The following is a 16,547-nucleotide window of genomic DNA, read 5'->3' on the forward strand; positions in this document are numbered from 1 at the left end:
CAAGGTCGTGGCTTGGCAATGAAGCTGCGGAGCATATAGTTTCCACCGCTAACATATTGAAAAAGGTGGAAAAAATGGAAAGTTCTACTCCAGTTTCATTTTCGCTTTCGCAGCGCGTGCTGCATTGGGGCACCGCGTTGCTCGTCTTCTTCAACCTGCTGTTCGCAGACGGCATAGAGGAATGGAATCGCGCCATTCGCCGTACCGGCAGCGCCACCGCCGAGCAGGTTGCCGGCGCCAACATCCATGCTTATGTCGGCATCGCGATCCTGATTCTCGTCGCGCTGCGCCTCATCCTTCGCTTCACGTCCGGCGTGCCGGCCGCTCCGCCCGAAGAGCCCGCCCTTTTCAGGCTGGGCGCGAAGATCGCCCATGTGGCGCTCTACCTGCTGCTGATCGCCATGCCGCTGACGGGAATTGGCGCCTATTACCTCGGCAACGGTCAGGCGGGCGACGTGCATGCGGATGTCCTGAAGGTGCTCCTCTGGATCGTCGTCATCGCCCACGTTCTCGGTGCGCTTGTCCATCAGTTCTACTGGAAGACCAACGTCCTGCGGCGGATGACGGTCGGCTGAGCCTCACTCCGCCCTTGTCACCGTGAAGCCCTGCTTGCGCAGAAGCTCGACAAGGCCTTCTTCACCGGGCAGGTGAAGCGCGCCGACGGCGATGAAGGCTCCGCCTTCCGCCAGGAGGGGGGCGGCGCGTTCCGCCATCAGATGGTTGCGCTTGGTCACGACGAGTTTTTCGAACTCGGCATAACCCGCATCGTCACTGCCATCGGGCGCGACAGCCTTGAGCAACGGCATGGTGAGGCCGATTTCTCCGGAAAGATAGAGTTCCGTCATCGTTTCGAAGACATCGTCCATCTTCGGGCCGAGCCTGATCGTCTCGACCAGGGATTTCAGGTGAAACTCGACCGGGATCGCCGCCATGGCCGAAAGCTGTTCTGCGAAGGTTTCCAGTCCCTTGACCGGCTTTCCGGCGGCGAGGGCGTCCAGCGCGATCTGCTTGTCCAGGAAGTCCGGATTTTGCGCCTTGCGCGCCATTTCACATGGGGGAAGCGAAACGAAGGCCATCAGCATCCATGGCTTCATGCGCGAGACCGCGGCAAGCGGGATGCCGCGCGCCTTCAAGCCGGCTTCGAGCAAGGCCAAGTCTTCCTTGGGCAGCAGTTTCTCGATCGAGTTGCCGTCCGTGAACATGGTCAGCTCCGGCCTCGTCAGAATGCCGGCCATCGCCTTCTTCTCGTCCAGGATCTCGTCGGACTCGATGACCACGGTCCTGCTGGCCGCCCGGGCAGCGGCGGCGCCCGGCGGCATGCCGAGCACGCGCGGATCGGAAACGTGCATGGTGCCGAGCAGATAGGATGGCTCCAGCCCCTGCCGGTCGATCTTCCAGAGAATGCCCTTGCCGTTCGGCACCTTGGCGCCCTCGGCCAGGATCTGCCGGTAGAGGGAGGGGTTTTCGCCTTTCATCTCCTCCAGGAGATTGGCGCCCGTGCATGCGGGTGCTTCCGCGCGGGCGGGCGACAGCGATCCCAGGACGAGAAGGAGCGAAACGAGGGCGACCAGATGCGCCGCCGCGATCAGCCACAGGGTAAGGTTTTGGGCGCGCCTGAAAAAAGCGCCAGCGGAAGAGGCAAAGGCGGGAGTCATCATGTCATCCGTCCGGAAAGGCTGCGAGCATATTAGCGACAGCATTTCGACAACCGCTTAACGCGGGTGGTTAACGATAGGTTCATGCGCGCGGATGGGCGCGGTCGTAGACTTCCAGCAGCCGCGAGGAATCGACGCCGGTATAGACCTGGGTGGTCGACAGGCTGGCATGGCCGAGCAGTTCCTGGATGGTGCGCAGGTCGCCGCCGCCGGCCAGCAGGTGCGTGGCGAAGGAATGGCGCAGCGCATGCGGCGTTGCGGTTTCCGGCAGGCCCAGGGCGCTTCTGAGCTTCTGCATCTCGCGCTGGATGATCGCCGGCTGCAGCGGCCCGCCACGCGCGCCGCGGAAAAGCGGTTCTTCCGGGGCAATGTGGAAGGGGCAAAGCTTCCTGTAGGCCGCGACGGTGTCAAAGACGACCGGCAGCAGCGGCACGATGCGGGTCTTGCCGCCCTTGCCGGTGATGCGCAGCACCGTCGAGCCGGGCGCAAGATCGGCCGGCCGCAGGCCGAGCGCTTCCGAAATGCGCAGTCCGCAGCCGTAGAGGAGGGTGAGTACGGCTGCGTCGCGGGCGGCGATCCAGGGCTCCTCCTGCAATTGCGCGTCCGCCGCGACGACATTCATGGCCTGGCGATCGGACAGCGGTTTCGGCAGGGATTTCGGTTGCTTCGGCGCGCGGATCGCGCCGGCGGCCGCGGCGTTCACGAGCCCCTTGCGTTCGAGATAGCGCAGGAATGAACGCAGCCCCGCCAGATGGCGGCCGAGCGAGCGGGCGCCGGACCCTTCGCGGCGGCGCGCGGCAAGGAAGGCGCGCAGGTCCGCCGGCCGCAATGTATGGATATCGCCAAGCTTCGCGGGACCGCCCAGATGTCCCGTCAGAAATGTCAGGAACTGCCGGGTATCGCGCTCGTACGCATCCAGCGTATTGCCCGAAAGCCGGCGCTCGCCCGCCAGGCTCTGGAGCCATTCGTGGCGTTTTTCGACGAGATCGGGCGCGGCGATGATCAGCAGTTCGTTCAATCTCTGACCTGTTGAATTATGAGAACGGACGCCCAGATTGCTACCGACGGCGTTACGAAATTCCTAAGCCGCGCTTGGGCGTTAGCAATGACGTCATAGTTCGATCACACAGGGCTGCGATATACTGCCGACCCTGTCTGCGGGAGTTTCCATGGCGCGCCGTGATTCCATCACCACTTTCGGACAGTTCGCTGAAACAATCGCTCTCGTTTCCCAAGGAAAGCCCGGCCACATCGTCGATACGCTGATCGCCGAGCGCGGCCAGCGCATCGTCCGGAATCCCCTCTGGCCGGTGATGCGGCCATTTCTTTACGCGCTGCTGCGCTATGGCAAGGCGATCGAATTCGCCGACGATGTCGCCAACATGCCCGGCTTCCAGTCGTTCGAATACCTGAGCAACGTGCTGAAGCTGGATATCCGCGTCGCCAGGGGCGAGCGCATCCCGGAAAAGGGCGGCTTCATCCTCGTCAGCAATCATCCGACCGGCATCGCCGACGGCGTCGCCGTCTTCGACCTCTTGAAGGCGCGGCGGCCCGACATGATGATCTTCGCCAATCGCGATGCCGTCCGCGTCAACCCGCGCTTTGCCGAGATGATCATTCCCGTCGAATGGCGGGAGGAATACAAAAGCAAGCTGAAGACCCGCGAGACGCTGGTGCTCACCAACAAGACGGTCGAGGACGGCAAGGTGATGGTGCTTTTCCCATCCGGCCGCATCGCCTATTGGGCGGAGGGCAGGCTGAACGAAAGGCCGTGGAAGACCTCGGCCGTCGGGCTGGCGCGCAAATACAACATGCCCATCCTGCCGATCCATATGCGGGCGCGCAATTCCGGCCTGTTCTACTGGTTCGCCAAATGGTCGACCGAGCTGCGCGACATGACGGTGTTCTATGAACTGCTCAACAAGAAGGGCGACCGTTTCGATTTCATCGTCGGCCGGATGATACAGCCGAACGAGCTGGAAGGCGATGTCGCGGAGGTCACAAAGGCGCTCGAACATCATACGGTCTTCGAACTTGCCGCCGATGGCGATGCCAGGTTCGCCGCCGAAAGCCGTCCGGAAGCGGCGTCGGCAGCCTGAATGACGGACATCTCCATCTCCGTGTCCGGCAATGCGCTTCCAGCCGGTATCGACCTGCTGGCCGACGTCGCGGAGCAGGAGGGATATCCGCATATCCTTGAATTCGGCTGAGCGGCGTTCTTTTCTTTGGCGGGCTGAGCTAGAAATGGGGCATGCTGCTTCGCTCGATGTTCGCCCAGAACTACCGCTCGCTTCGCTCGATCCGGATGGATCTTGCAGGCGTCAACCTGTTCATCGGTGAGAACGGCGTCGGGAAATCCAATCTCTATCGTGCATTGCAGCTCGTCCAGGCGGCCGTGCGCGGCACGCTGGCTTATGAGATCGCGGCGGAAGGCGGCATGGCCTCGGTGCTCTGGTCGGGACCGCGCCGGGAGGAAAAGAATTTCCGCATCAGGCTGGAAGTCGAAGTCCTCGACGAGGAGCGCGCAGTCACCTTCCGTTATCGCGTAGAGGCCGGGCTGCGTCCGCCACAGGCTGCGGCAGGCTTTGCCTTCGAGCCGCAGGTCAAGGCGGAGGAGCTTCTCATAGAGACCGGCTCGCGGCCGGTGACGATGATGAAACGCGCCGGCCCCGGCATCATGGTGCGGGGCGAGCGCGGCCGGATGGAGGAATATCCGGAGCAGGCCATGACCTCCGAAACCGCAATCGCGCTGCTTGGCGATGCCGGGCACTATCCGGAGGCCGGGGCTTTCCGGCGCATGGTCGATGGCTGGCGGTTCTTCCATGGTTTCCGCACCGACCGCGATTCGCCGCTCAGGCAGCCCTGCCTTGCGGTGACCTCGCCATTGCTCGACCAGGATGGGAGCAACCTTGCCGCCGTGCTTGCGACGCTGGTGCACACCCGCGAAGACACGGTCGAGCTCGACCGGGCGATTGCCGCCGCCTTCGGCGGAGCGAGGCTGCACGTGCCGGAACCGGGGGAATATGCCGAATTCGGGCTGGTCTTTCCCGATTTCCCGCGACGCGTCTTCCAGCCGCGCGAGCTTTCCGACGGGCAGATCCGCTTCCTTGGCCTGGCGGCGGCGCTGATGTCCTATCGCCAGCCGCCGTTTATCGCGCTCAACGAGCCGGAAGCGAGCCTGCATCCGGACATGTTGTCGCCGCTTGCCGGCATGATCGCGGAGGCTTCCCGCTCCAGCCAGATCTGGATCGTCACCCATGCGGAATTGCTCGCATCGGCGGTGGGGGAGCGGTGCGGCATTCGGCCGAAGCACGTCATCCGCCAGGACGGCGCCACCTGGATCGAGGGCATGCGGCTGACCGGCGTTCCCGACGATGAGGACGAGGAATGACCGCGCTTGCTTTGCGCGCCACGGGGCACGTACGGCGTTATAGAGGGTTCACTTTTGTTCCCGCGCGGGGCATGGTCGCCGCCCATGGGCAAAGATTCGTCCGATCTCTTCGGTTCGCTTTTCGAAGCACCGCCGCTCGTTCGCGTGGTGCCGGTCCTGGTGCCGCTGCCGGTGCCGGGCGCCTATAGCTATGCCGTGCCGGAAGGTATGCATGTGGAGCCCGGTTCGGTCGTTCAGGTGCCGGTCGGGCCGCGGCAACTGATCGGCGTCGTCTGGGACGGGGAGAACGCCGACACTGCTCCCCCCGGGCTCGATCCCAAGAAGCTCAGGCCGATCACGCTCGCCTTCGATTGCCCGCCGCTTTCGAAGGAGATGCGGGATTTCGTCGACTGGGTGGCGGCCTATACGCTGTCGCCGCCGGGCCTTGTGGCGCGCATGGCGATCCGCGCACCCGCTGCGCTGGGACCCGAGCCGATGGTGGAGGGACTGCGTTATCTCGGCGGCCAGCCCGAACGCCTGACGCCCGCGCGCACCCGGGTTCTCGAACTTGCCGGCGGGGAGGATATTCCCTGGACCCGCAGCGGGCTTGCCCATGCCGCCGGCGTGTCGCTCAGCGTCATCGACGGGCTGACGGCGCAGGGCATGTTCGAGACGATCTTCCTGCCGCCGCCGCCCGTGGTCGCAAAGCCCGAACCCGATTACACCGCGCCGCGTATCGAGGGGGTTCAGAAGGAGACCGCGGAGGAAATCGTCGGGTCGATCCGCGCCGGCGGTTTTTCCGCCGCGCTGATCGACGGGGTCACGGGCTCCGGCAAGACGGAGGTTTATTTCGAGGCGATCGCCGAGACGTTGAGGCGCGGCAAGCAGGTCCTGATCTTGTTGCCGGAAATCGCCCTAACCACCAGCTTCCTCGAACGTTTCGAGGACCGGTTCGGGGCCAAGCCCGGCGAATGGCATTCCGATCTTTCGCCGCGCATGCGCGAGAAGGTCTGGCGCGGCGTGGTGACCGGCGAGGTGAGGGTGGTGGCCGGCGCGCGCTCCGCGCTCTTCCTGCCCTTCGAGGAGCTCGGCCTGATCATCGTCGACGAGGAGCATGATCCGGCCTACAAGCAGGAGGACCGGGTCTTCTACAATGCCCGCGACATGGCGGTGGTGCGCGCCCGGATCGGCGATTTCCCGATCGTGCTCGTTTCCGCCACTCCCTCCGTCGAAAGTCAGGTCAACGGTCTTTCGGGCCGCTACAACACGGTTCATCTGCCGACCCGTTTCGGCGATGCGGCCTTGCCGGACCTGCATCTCATCGACATGCGCCGGCATCCGCCGGAGCGCGGCGGCTTTCTGTCGCCGGTCCTCATCAGGGCCATCGCGAAGACCATCGAAAAGGGCGAGCAGGCGCTGCTTTTCCTCAACCGCCGGGGTTATGCGCCGCTGACGCTCTGCCGCGTCTGCGGACATCGCTTCCAGTGTCCCCAGTGTTCGAGCTGGCTGGTGGAGCACCGGTTCAGGAACCAGATCCAGTGCCATCAATGCGGTTACGCCGAGCCGACGCCGGAAGCCTGCCCGGAATGCGGGACGCTCGACCATCTCGTCGCCTGCGGGCCGGGCGTGGAGCGCATCGCCGAAGAGGTCGAGAAGCACTTTCCCGATGCCCGGACGATCGTCATGTCCTCGGACCTGCTCGGCAGCGTCAAACGCATGCGGCTCGAACTGGAGGCGATCGCCAGGGGCGAGGCGGATATCGTCATCGGCACGCAGCTCGTCGCCAAGGGGCATAACTTCCCGCTGATGACGCTCGTCGGCATCGTCGATTCGGACCTCGGCCTTTCGAACGGCGATCCACGCGCGGCGGAACGCACCTTCCAGCTTCTCTCGCAGGTGACCGGCCGCGCCGGCCGCACCGGCCTGAAGAGCCATGGCCTGTTGCAGACCTTCCAGCCGCAGCATCCGGTCATGCAGGCGATCGTCTCGGGCGATGCCGGCGCCTTTTATGAACGGGAGATCTCCGAGCGGGAAAGGGCGCTGTTGCCGCCTTTCGGCCGGCTCGCCTCGCTGATCGTTTCGGCCGATACGCGGGCGGATGCGGAAAACCACGCGCGCGGCTTGCGCGCCGCGGCGCCGAAGGTCACCGGCATTTCCGTGCTCGGTCCGGCCGAGGCGCCGCTTGCTCTGGTGCGTGGGCGCCATCGCTTCCGCTTGCTGGTGCACGGCCGTCGAAATTCCGACATGCAGGGGTTCCTGAAGGCCATGCTGGCGCATGGACCCAAACAGCGCGGCTCGGTGCAAATCCAGCTCGATATCGATCCCCAGAGTTTCCTCTGAGCGGCGCGTCGTTACGACTTGTTTACCACTTGCCTTAGAATCGGGCGATTCGAATGATGCGAGGACCGGATGGAATTCTATTTTCCCACCGAACTGGGTGAGCAACTTGCCTTTGTCTGTGCCGCGGCGACAGCCGCCATCGGGCTCTTCGCCCTCGTCTTCCCCGCCTCCGTCCTGCGCCTGATGGCGTTCCAGATCGGCGAGGTGCGGCCGGAAGGATATGCCGCCACCCGCGCCGCCGGCGCGCATCATCTCGGGCTCGGCCTGGCCGCCATCATGCTCGCCCAGGACTGGATCTACATGGTGCTCGGGATCGCGCTGGGTTTCGCCGCCGCGGGACGTCTCGTTTCCTGCGCCCTCGACCGGGCGCTCACGCCCCGAAACATAGCATTTTTCTTACTTCAGGTTGTGCTTTCCGGCGGGCCGCTCGCCTATGTCTTCGGCTATGTTTGACGCCCCGATCTGAGACTATCGGCTACGGTCGCCCGAAAATCCCTCCGCCTGTGGCATAAAATGCTATCCAAGCCCTTGCATCCAAGGCTTTTTCCTCTATCAGGCGTGTTGCGAGTCCCTACATCCTATGCTAGACGGACCGCGAAAGTTGGAAAGGGTAGAGTGGAAGCTCTACAGGTTCTGAGAAATAATCAAACGATTTCAAGGTCTTGCTGAACTTCTCCCCGAAGATCAGGCGCTTGGATGGCAATACAGGGAAACTGTGCCCGTGGCTGACACGTCCCAGCTTATTTCCGGTGTGGCGGAGCGTTACGCTTCCTCGCTTTTCGAACTGGCTTTGGAGGCTGGGTCGGTCGATAAAGTCGGTGCCGACCTTGATCGTTTTCAGGCGCTGCTGGATGAAAGTGAAGACCTGCGACGTCTGGTCGCAAGCCCGGTCTTTTCCGCCGAGGAGCAGCAGAAGGCCGTAACGGCCGTCGCGGCCAAGGCCGGCATCTCGGGGCTGGTCGGCAATTTCCTCAAGGTCGTCGCCGGCAACCGGCGCCTTTTCGCTCTGCCTGGCATGGTCCGCGCCTATCGCGTGATCGCCGCCGAGCATCGCGGCGAAATCACTGCCGAGGTCACCTCGGCGCATGCGCTAACCGCCGCGCAGGAAACTGAACTCAAGTCGGCGCTGAAGGGCGTGACCGGCAAGGACGTCTCGATCGCCGTAACGGTCGACCCGTCGATCCTTGGCGGGCTCATCGTCAAGGTCGGTTCTCGTCAGATCGACACATCCCTTCGCACCAAACTTTCCACCCTTAAGCTTGCATTGAAAGAGGTTGGCTGATGGATATCCGTGCAGCGGAAATTTCCGCAATTCTCAAGGACCAGATCAAGAACTTCGGCCAGGAAGCCGAGGTCTCCGAGGTCGGCCAGGTTCTGTCCGTCGGTGACGGTATCGCTCGCGTCTACGGTCTGGACAATGTTCAGGCCGGTGAGATGGTCGAGTTCCCGGGCGGCATCCGCGGCATGGCGCTGAACCTCGAAGCCGACAATGTCGGCGTCGTTATCTTCGGTTCCGACCGCGAGATCAAGGAAGGCGACACCGTCAAGCGGACCGGCGCCATCGTCGACGTTCCGGTCGGTCCCGAGCTGCTCGGCCGCGTCGTCGACGCGCTTGGCAACCCGATCGACGGCAAGGGCCCGATCAATGCGACCCGTCGCGCACGCGTCGACGTCAAGGCTCCGGGCATCATTCCGCGCAAGTCGGTGCATGAGCCCATGTCGACCGGCCTCAAGGCCATCGACGCCCTCATCCCGGTCGGCCGCGGCCAGCGCGAGCTCGTCATCGGCGACCGCCAGACCGGCAAGACCGCGATCATTCTCGACACGATCCTGAACCAGAAGCCGATCCACGACAACGGCCCGGACAACGACAAGCTCTTCTGCGTCTATGTCGCTATCGGCCAGAAGCGTTCGACCGTTGCCCAGTTCGTCAAGGTTCTCGAAGAGCGTGGCGCCCTGCAGTATTCGATCATCGTCGCCGCGACCGCTTCCGACCCGGCTCCGATGCAGTACCTCGCTCCGTTCGCCGGCTGCGCCATGGGCGAATACTTCCGCGACAACGGCCAGCATGCCCTGATCGGCTATGACGACCTTTCCAAGCAGGCCGTCGCCTACCGCCAGATGTCGCTGCTGCTGCGCCGCCCGCCGGGTCGCGAAGCCTATCCGGGCGACGTTTTCTACCTGCATTCCCGTCTCCTGGAGCGCGCCGCAAAGCTCTCCGACGAACGTGGCGCCGGTTCGCTCACCGCGCTGCCGGTCATCGAAACCCAGGGTAACGACGTTTCGGCCTTCATTCCGACCAACGTGATCTCGATCACCGACGGCCAGATCTTCCTCGAAACCGACCTGTTCTACCAGGGCATCCGTCCGGCCGTTAACGTCGGCCTGTCGGTTTCCCGCGTCGGCTCCGCCGCGCAGATCAAGGCGATGAAGCAGGTTGCTGGCTCGATCAAGGGCGAACTTGCGCAGTATCGCGAAATGGCCGCCTTCGCGCAGTTCGGTTCGGACCTCGATGCCTCGACGCAGCGCCTGCTGAACCGTGGCGCCCGCCTGACCGAGCTCCTGAAGCAGCCGCAGTTCTCTCCGCTCAAGACGGAAGAGCAGGTCTCGGTCATCTTCGCAGGCGTCAACGGCTATCTCGACAAGATCGGCGTCGGTGATGTCGGCAAGTTCGAGCAGGGACTGCTGTCCTACCTCCGCTCCGAAGGCAAGGCCATCCTCGATACCATCCGTAGCGAGAAGCAGCTTTCCGACGACACCCGTGCGAAGCTCAAGGCCGCTCTCGACAGCTACGCCAAGACTTTCGCCTGAGACCGGATCAAGCCAAACTAACCCCCAGGGGACCGATAACGGATGCCTTCACTTAAGGATCTGAAAAACCGGATCGCCTCCGTCAAGGCGACGCAGAAGATCACCAAGGCGATGAAGATGGTCGCCGCGGCGAAGCTGCGCCGCGCCCAGGAGGCAGCCGAGGCCGCCCGCCCCTATGCGGAGCGGATGAACAAGGTGCTGGCCGGTCTCTCGGCCGCCAGCGCCGGCAATGCCGAAGCGCCGCTCCTGCTTTCGGGCACGGGCAAGGATCAGGTTCACCTGCTGATCGTCGCGACCGGCGAACGCGGTCTGGCCGGGGGGTTCAATTCCTCGATCATCCGCCTCGCCCGCGATCATGCGCTGAGGCTGCTTTCACAGGGCAAGACGGTGAAGATCCTCACCGTCGGCCGCAAGGGCAACGACATCCTGCGCCGATCGTTCCGCGAGAACATCGTCGATTACGTCACCTTCCGCGAAGTCAAGCAGCTCGGTTTCGCCCAGGCTGACGAAGTCGCGCACAAGGTTCTCGCCCTGTTCAACGCCGGCGAATTCGACGTCGCGACGCTGTTCTTTGCCCGCTTCCAGTCGGTGATCTCGCAGGTCGCGACGGCCAGCCAGATCATTCCGGCCAAGTTCGAGACCGCAGGGACGACGGAGGCTTCCTCCGCTCTCTACGAATACGAGCCGAGCGAGGAGGAAATCCTCGAGGACCTGCTGCCGAAGAACGTTGCGGTGCAGATCTTCCGGGCGCTGCTCGAAAACAACGCTTCCTTCTACGGCGCGCAGATGTCCGCGATGGACAACGCAACGCGCAATGCCGGTGACATGATCAACAAGCTGACGCTCTCCTACAATCGCCAGCGTCAGGCGCAGATCACCAAGGAACTCATCGAAATCATTTCGGGCGCGGAAGCGCTCTGACCGTCAAGAAAGAGGGTAAGTATCATGGCTACCGCAACGGGCTCGTCCCTCGGCAAAGTGACCCAGGTTATCGGCGCCGTCGTTGACGTCGCTTTCGACGGCGACCTGCCGCCGATCCTGAACGCACTCGAAACCGACAACAACGGCAACCGCCTCGTTCTCGAAGTCGCGCAGCATCTCGGAGAAAACGCCGTCCGCACCATTGCGATGGACTCGACCGAAGGTCTCGTCCGCGGCCAGCAGGTCAAGAACACCGGCGCTCCGATCTCGGTTCCGGTCGGCGACCAGACCCTCGGCCGCATCATGAACGTCATCGGCGAGCCGGTCGACGAAGCAGGTCCTCTGAACCGCGACAACCTGCGCGCCATCCACCAGGACGCCCCGGCCTATGTCGAGCAGTCGACCGAAGGCCAGATCCTCGTCACCGGCATCAAGGTCGTCGACCTTCTCGCGCCTTACGCAAAGGGCGGCAAGATCGGCCTCTTCGGCGGTGCGGGCGTCGGCAAGACCGTTCTCATCATGGAACTCATCAACAACGTCGCGAAGGCACACGGCGGTTATTCCGTGTTCGCAGGCGTCGGTGAGCGTACCCGCGAAGGCAACGATCTCTATCACGAAATGATCGAGTCGGGCGTCAACAAGCATGGCGGCGGCGAAGGCTCGAAGGCCGCGCTGGTTTACGGCCAGATGAACGAACCGCCGGGCGCCCGCGCTCGCGTCGCCCTGACGGGTCTCACCATCGCTGAAGACTTCCGCGACAAGGGCCAGGACGTTCTGTTCTTCGTCGACAACATCTTCCGCTTCACGCAGGCCGGTTCCGAAGTGTCGGCTCTGCTCGGCCGCATCCCGTCGGCCGTCGGTTATCAGCCGACGCTCGCAACCGACATGGGCCAGATGCAGGAACGCATCACCACCACGACCAAGGGCTCGATCACCTCGGTTCAGGCCATCTACGTTCCGGCCGACGACTTGACCGACCCGGCGCCGGCAACCTCGTTCGCCCACCTCGACGCAACGACCGTTCTGTCGCGCTCGATCGCTGAAAAGGGCATCTATCCGGCCGTCGACCCGCTCGACTCCACGTCGCGCATGCTCGACCCGATGGTTGTCGGCGAAGAGCATTACGAAGTCGCCCGTAAGGTCCAGACGACGCTGCAGCGCTACAAGTCGCTGCAGGACATCATCGCCATCCTGGGCATGGACGAACTGTCGGAAGAAGACAAGCTGACGGTTGCCCGCGCCCGCAAGATCGAACGCTTCCTGAGCCAACCGTTCTTCGTCGCCGAAGTCTTCACCGGTTCGCCGGGCAAGCTGGTGGCGCTCGAAGACACGATCAAGGGTTTCAAGGGCCTCGTCAACGGCGAATACGACCACCTGCCGGAAGCTGCCTTCTACATGGTCGGCTCGATCGAAGAAGCGATCGAGAAGGCCAAGAAGCTGGCGGAAGCTGCCTGATCATAACCGAGACGGCGCGCGGGATCTTGTCCGGCGCGCCCTTCCCGCATAAGACACGCAAGGAAGTGGACCGTCATGGCCGACGCTTTCAACTTTGAACTGGTTTCGCCCGAACGCCTGCTCGTCTCGGAAAAGGTCACGGAAGTGGTGATCCCGGCGACACTCGGCGAAATGACGGTGCTCGCCAACCATGCGCCGACGATGACGACCATCAAGCCGGGCGTGGTTTCCGTGAAGCTCGCTTCCGGCCAGGTCAACAAATACGTGGTGTTCGGTGGCTTCGCGGATATCCTGCCGACGAGCTGCACTCTGCTTGCGGAGTCGGCCGTTCCGGCAAGCGAAATCACCCGCGAGACGCTGCAGCGGCGGATCGAGGCCACCCAGGCCGAGATCAGCAAGGCCCAGAGCGACGAGCACAAGACCAAGCTGGAGCAGTTCCTGGCGGAATTGACCCATCTGAACGGCATCGTCGTACCGGCCTGAGCGTCGGTTTCTTGGACGAATGCGGGCGACCTTCAGGGCCGCCTTATATATTGCGAGACTGGAACATCGGTTTGCGCTGTTCCGGCCTCTTTTGTTATGCATTGCTCTCGATGTCCCGATGGCTTTGTGCAAGGCGTCCGTCCCTGTCCCTGTCCCTGTCCGTCCGGCGCGACGGCTTGTATATCCACCGGTGACGGGTTAGCCCTTCTGGACGGAGGGGTATGATGATCGACAAGCTGGAATTCTTTATAGCGCTTGCGCGCGAAGGTCATTTCGGCCGGGCAGCCGAGGAATGCGGTATTTCGCAGCCGTCGCTTTCGGCAGCGATCCGGCAACTGGAGGAACAGCTCGGCGTACAGCTCGTGGTGCGCGGCTCGCGTTATCAGGGGCTGACGCCGGAAGGCCAGCGCGTGCTGGAATGGGCCAAGCGCATCGTCGGCGATGCGCGCACCATGCGCGAGGAAATGCGGGCGGCGCGCAAGGGTCTCGCCGGTCATATCCGGCTCGCATCGATCCCGACGGCGCTGGCCATGATCCCGCGGCTGACCGGGCCGTTCCAGGCGAAGCATCCGGACGTCACTTTTTCCGTCGTTTCCCGCAATTCACTGCAGGTACTCTCCCAGCTTGACAATTTCGAGATCGATGCCGGCATCACCTATCTCGACAATGAACCGCTGGGCCGCGTCACCAGCGTACCGCTTTATGCCGAGCGGTACAATCTGGTGACGGCGGAAGGGGCGCCCTATGCCGACCGGGAAAGCGTCACCTGGAAGGAGATGGCCGATCTTAGGCTCTGCCTATTGACTCCGGACATGCAGAACCGCCGGATCATCAATCAGCATCTTGCGGAAGCGGGTGTGACGGTGCGGCCGATGCTGGAATCGAATTCGATGGTCGTGCTGCTTTCGCATGTGGGCACCGGCCGGTGGGCGAGCATCATGCCGCGCAACGTCGCCCGATCCTTCGGTTTTGCCGAGCAAATCCGCACGATCCCGATCGTCGAACCGGAAGCCAGCCATATCGTTGGGTTGGTGGCGACCCATCGTGAGCCGTTTACGCCGCTGGTCTCGGCTCTCCTGCACGAAGCGCGTAGCCTCGGCCCGACGGCCATGGCTTGATAGTTTTTTTCTATCGCGTAACCGATCTCCTTTATTGACGGTTGTGGGCTGGGTTGCGAGACTCCCCGGGATAGGCGAAGTACGACTGTCAGACAGCTTCGCCAGCGTTCTGATCCGAAATGGCGGCCGCGGCGTTGGAGCCAAGGCATCAAAGACGGATCAGCCGGGAGGCTAGACGATATGAATATGCGTATTTCCGCCGGTGATCTCACCGAGCGGTCGCTTCAGATCATCAGGGATCTGAAGCATCTCGAAGGGCCGATGCTGCCGATCCTGCATGCGATCCAGGCGGAATTCGGTTATGTGCCGGATGATGTGAAACCCATCATCGCCAGCGAGCTCAACCTGTCGCGTGCCGAGGTGCATGGCGTCGTGACCTTCTATCACGAGTTTCGCGACCATCCGGCCGGGCGGCATGTGCTGAAGCTCTGTCGCGCCGAAGCCTGCCAGTCGATGGGCAGCGACCATATCGCGGATCGCGCCCGGCAGCTTCTCGGGATCGACTTTCACCAGACGACGCTGGACGGCGCGGTGACGCTGGAACCGGTCTATTGCCTGGGCCTTTGCGCCTGCGCGCCTGCCGCCATGCTGGACGACGAGGTCTATGGCCGGGTCGACGAGCACTGTCTTGGCGAGATCGTTGCGGAGGTGCGCCGATGACCGTGACGATTTTCGTGCCGCGCGATGCCGCAGCGCTCGCGCTCGGAGCCGAAAAGGTGGCAAAGGCGATTGCCCACGAGATCGAAGCCCGCGGCCTCGATGCGAAAGTGGTGCGCAACGGCTCGCGCGGCATGTTGTGGCTTGAGCCGCTTGTCGAGGTGCGGACGGAGCATGGCCGCATCGCCTATGGCCCGGTGAAGGCCGGCGACGTGAAGGGTTTGTTCGACGCGGGCCTCCTGACGGGAGGCGATCATCCGCTCTGTCTCGGGCTGACGAAGGAAATCCCATTCCTCCGTCAGCAGACACGCCTGACCTTTTCGCGCTGCGGCGTCACCGACCCGCTGTCGCTCGAAGACTACCGTCACTACCAGGGTCTGAAAGGTCTCGAAAAGGCGATCGTCATGACGCCGGCAGAGATCGTCAAGGAAGTGACCGACAGCGGCCTGCGCGGCCGCGGTGGCGCGGGTTTCCCGACCGGTATCAAGTGGAAGACGGTGATGGATGCGGCAGGGCCGCAGAAATACATCGTCTGCAATGCCGACGAGGGCGACAGCGCGACTTTTGCCGACCGGATGATCATGGAAGGCGATCCCTTCGTGCTGATCGAGGGGATGACGATCGCCGGCATCGCGACGGGCGCCACCAGGGGCTATATCTATACGCGTTCCGAATATCCGCATGCGATCGCGACGATGAGCCAGGCGATCGAGATCGCGCGGGCGGCCGGCATTCTCGGCCCGTCGGTCATGGGGTCGGCCCATGCCTTCGATATGGAGGTGCGTTCCGGCGCAGGCGCTTATGTCTGCGGCGAGGAAACCTCCCTGCTCAACTCGCTGGAAGGCAAGCGCGGCATCGTGCGGGCCAAGCCGCCGCTGCCGGCGCTGCAAGGTTTCCTCGGCCGGCCGACGGTGGTCAACAACGTCATCTCGCTGGCCTCCGTGCCCGTCATCATGGATCGCGGGGCCGCCTTCTATCGCGATTTCGGCATGGGCCGTTCACGCGGCACGATCCCGATCCAGATCGCCGGCAACGTCAAATACGGCGGTCTTTACGAAACGGCCTTCGGCCTGTCGCTCGGCGAGATCGTCGATCACATCGGCGGCGGCACGGCGAGCGGACGGCCGGTGAAGGCGGTGCAGGTGGGCGGTCCGCTCGGCGCCTATTTTCCACGCGCGCTGTTCGACACGCCGTTCGACTACGAGGCCTTCGCGGCGAAGGACGGGCTGATCGGCCATGCGGGCATCACCGTTTTCGACGATACGGCCGACATGCTGAAACAGGCGCGGTTTGCGATGGAATTCTGTGCCATCGAAAGCTGCGGCAAGTGCACACCCTGCCGCATCGGCTCGACGCGCGGGGTAGAGACGGCCGACAAGATCCGGCAGGGTATCGAGCCGGAGAAGAACAAGGCGCTGCTGGCCGACCTCTGCAACACGATGAAGTTCGGCTCGCTCTGCGCGCTCGGCGGCTTCACGCCCTATCCGGTGATGAGCGCGATGACGCATTTCCCGGAGGATTTTGAGCCGGCACCGATGGTGGAGGCGGCTGAGTGATGACTCTTACCATGTCAGCCCCCCTCTGGCCTGCCGGCCATCTCCCCCGCAGGTGGGGAGATCGGCTGGGCTCGCGGGCCTTCCCGGACAAATTGCGTAGCAACTTGATGAACCGCCTGAGAGGCGGGAAGACATTGCCACTTGTGATCTCCCTATCTGTGGGGGAGATGGCCGGCAGGCC

General features: G+C 63.4%; 15 protein-coding genes. 13 read left to right on the top strand and 2 right to left on the bottom strand.

The window, feature by feature from the left end; genetic code table 11:
• The first annotated feature begins 74 nt into the window (after nucleotides 1-74).
• Nucleotides 75-575: a cytochrome b gene (locus tag ACFFP0_RS03215; RefSeq protein WP_377256108.1), complete on the top strand. Its 501-nt coding sequence runs from the start codon at nucleotides 75-77 to the stop codon at nucleotides 573-575.
• Nucleotides 576-578: 3 nt separating this feature from the next.
• Here the strand turns inward: ACFFP0_RS03215 and ACFFP0_RS03220 are convergent, their stop codons facing one another.
• Nucleotides 579-1,655 (bottom strand): TraB/GumN family protein, encoded by a 1,077-nt coding sequence (locus ACFFP0_RS03220; RefSeq protein ID WP_377256221.1) that lies wholly within the window; start codon nucleotides 1,653-1,655, stop codon nucleotides 579-581.
• 82 nt (nucleotides 1,656-1,737) lie between these two features.
• Complete coding sequence (locus ACFFP0_RS03225) at nucleotides 1,738-2,673, bottom strand: tyrosine recombinase XerC (protein WP_377256112.1); 936 nt, start codon at nucleotides 2,671-2,673, stop codon at nucleotides 1,738-1,740.
• A 151-nt stretch (nucleotides 2,674-2,824) separates the two neighbouring features.
• Between ACFFP0_RS03225 and ACFFP0_RS03230 the strand changes: the two genes are divergently transcribed.
• The 12 genes from ACFFP0_RS03230 to ACFFP0_RS03285 all read left to right on the top strand — a co-directional run bounded on the left by ACFFP0_RS03230 (nucleotide 2,825) and on the right by ACFFP0_RS03285 (nucleotide 16,366).
• The gene (locus ACFFP0_RS03230) at nucleotides 2,825-3,754 is read left to right on the top strand and encodes a lysophospholipid acyltransferase family protein (protein WP_377256117.1); all 930 of its coding nucleotides are present in this window, start codon (nucleotides 2,825-2,827) and stop codon (nucleotides 3,752-3,754) included.
• A gap of 152 nt (nucleotides 3,755-3,906) precedes the next feature.
• Nucleotides 3,907-5,046, top strand: coding sequence for an AAA family ATPase (locus tag ACFFP0_RS03235; protein WP_377256122.1), 1,140 nt, complete (start codon nucleotides 3,907-3,909; stop codon nucleotides 5,044-5,046).
• A gap of 84 nt (nucleotides 5,047-5,130) precedes the next feature.
• Complete coding sequence (locus ACFFP0_RS03240) at nucleotides 5,131-7,365, top strand: primosomal protein N' (protein WP_377256128.1); 2,235 nt, start codon at nucleotides 5,131-5,133, stop codon at nucleotides 7,363-7,365.
• 69 nt (nucleotides 7,366-7,434) lie between these two features.
• The gene (locus ACFFP0_RS03245) at nucleotides 7,435-7,818 is read left to right on the top strand and encodes an AGROH133_08824 family phage infection protein (protein WP_377256131.1); all 384 of its coding nucleotides are present in this window, start codon (nucleotides 7,435-7,437) and stop codon (nucleotides 7,816-7,818) included.
• A 262-nt stretch (nucleotides 7,819-8,080) separates the two neighbouring features.
• Nucleotides 8,081-8,647 (top strand): F0F1 ATP synthase subunit delta, encoded by a 567-nt coding sequence (locus tag ACFFP0_RS03250; RefSeq protein WP_377256134.1) that lies wholly within the window; start codon nucleotides 8,081-8,083, stop codon nucleotides 8,645-8,647.
• Entirely contained in the window at nucleotides 8,647-10,176 is a 1,530-nt protein-coding gene (atpA, locus tag ACFFP0_RS03255; protein ID WP_377256137.1) for a F0F1 ATP synthase subunit alpha, read from the top strand. The genes ACFFP0_RS03250 and atpA overlap by 1 nt, the downstream gene beginning before the upstream one ends.
• A 42-nt stretch (nucleotides 10,177-10,218) precedes the next feature.
• The gene (locus ACFFP0_RS03260) at nucleotides 10,219-11,097 is read left to right on the top strand and encodes a F0F1 ATP synthase subunit gamma (RefSeq protein ID WP_377256140.1); all 879 of its coding nucleotides are present in this window, start codon (nucleotides 10,219-10,221) and stop codon (nucleotides 11,095-11,097) included.
• A gap of 24 nt (nucleotides 11,098-11,121) precedes the next feature.
• Complete coding sequence (atpD, locus tag ACFFP0_RS03265) at nucleotides 11,122-12,552, top strand: F0F1 ATP synthase subunit beta (RefSeq protein WP_377256143.1); 1,431 nt, start codon at nucleotides 11,122-11,124, stop codon at nucleotides 12,550-12,552.
• Between the two features lie 75 nt (nucleotides 12,553-12,627).
• Entirely contained in the window at nucleotides 12,628-13,035 is a 408-nt protein-coding gene (locus tag ACFFP0_RS03270; RefSeq protein WP_377256146.1) for a F0F1 ATP synthase subunit epsilon, read from the top strand.
• A gap of 224 nt (nucleotides 13,036-13,259) precedes the next feature.
• Nucleotides 13,260-14,153 (top strand): LysR family transcriptional regulator, encoded by an 894-nt coding sequence (locus ACFFP0_RS03275; protein WP_377256149.1) that lies wholly within the window; start codon nucleotides 13,260-13,262, stop codon nucleotides 14,151-14,153.
• A 180-nt stretch (nucleotides 14,154-14,333) separates the two neighbouring features.
• Nucleotides 14,334-14,813 carry a formate dehydrogenase subunit gamma gene (locus ACFFP0_RS03280; protein ID WP_377256152.1) on the top strand — a complete coding sequence of 160 codons (480 nt, stop codon included), beginning with the start codon at nucleotides 14,334-14,336 and terminating at the stop codon, nucleotides 14,811-14,813.
• Entirely contained in the window at nucleotides 14,810-16,366 is a 1,557-nt protein-coding gene (locus tag ACFFP0_RS03285; protein ID WP_377256155.1) for a formate dehydrogenase beta subunit, read from the top strand. The genes ACFFP0_RS03280 and ACFFP0_RS03285 overlap by 4 nt, the downstream gene beginning before the upstream one ends.
• The last annotated feature ends 181 nt before the right edge of the window (nucleotides 16,367-16,547 follow it).

The sequence above is a fragment of the Neorhizobium puerariae genome, from assembly GCF_042429745.1.
GTDB lineage: Bacteria > Pseudomonadota > Alphaproteobacteria > Rhizobiales > Rhizobiaceae > Neorhizobium > Neorhizobium puerariae.

Coding starts and splice junctions, on each gene's coding strand:
- ACFFP0_RS03215 (WP_377256108.1), top strand. CDS start 75: ATGGAAAGTTCTACTCCAGTTTCATTTTCGCTTTCGCAGCGCGTGCTG.
- ACFFP0_RS03220 (WP_377256221.1), bottom strand. CDS start 1,655: ATGACTCCCGCCTTTGCCTCTTCCGCTGGCGCTTTTTTCAGGCGCGCC.
- ACFFP0_RS03230 (WP_377256117.1), top strand. CDS start 2,825: ATGGCGCGCCGTGATTCCATCACCACTTTCGGACAGTTCGCTGAAACA.
- ACFFP0_RS03235 (WP_377256122.1), top strand. CDS start 3,907: ATGCTGCTTCGCTCGATGTTCGCCCAGAACTACCGCTCGCTTCGCTCG.
- ACFFP0_RS03240 (WP_377256128.1), top strand. CDS start 5,131: ATGGGCAAAGATTCGTCCGATCTCTTCGGTTCGCTTTTCGAAGCACCG.
- ACFFP0_RS03245 (WP_377256131.1), top strand. CDS start 7,435: ATGGAATTCTATTTTCCCACCGAACTGGGTGAGCAACTTGCCTTTGTC.
- atpA (WP_377256137.1), top strand. CDS start 8,647: ATGGATATCCGTGCAGCGGAAATTTCCGCAATTCTCAAGGACCAGATC.
- ACFFP0_RS03260 (WP_377256140.1), top strand. CDS start 10,219: ATGCCTTCACTTAAGGATCTGAAAAACCGGATCGCCTCCGTCAAGGCG.
- atpD (WP_377256143.1), top strand. CDS start 11,122: ATGGCTACCGCAACGGGCTCGTCCCTCGGCAAAGTGACCCAGGTTATC.
- ACFFP0_RS03270 (WP_377256146.1), top strand. CDS start 12,628: ATGGCCGACGCTTTCAACTTTGAACTGGTTTCGCCCGAACGCCTGCTC.
- ACFFP0_RS03275 (WP_377256149.1), top strand. CDS start 13,260: ATGATCGACAAGCTGGAATTCTTTATAGCGCTTGCGCGCGAAGGTCAT.
- ACFFP0_RS03280 (WP_377256152.1), top strand. CDS start 14,334: ATGAATATGCGTATTTCCGCCGGTGATCTCACCGAGCGGTCGCTTCAG.
- ACFFP0_RS03285 (WP_377256155.1), top strand. CDS start 14,810: ATGACCGTGACGATTTTCGTGCCGCGCGATGCCGCAGCGCTCGCGCTC.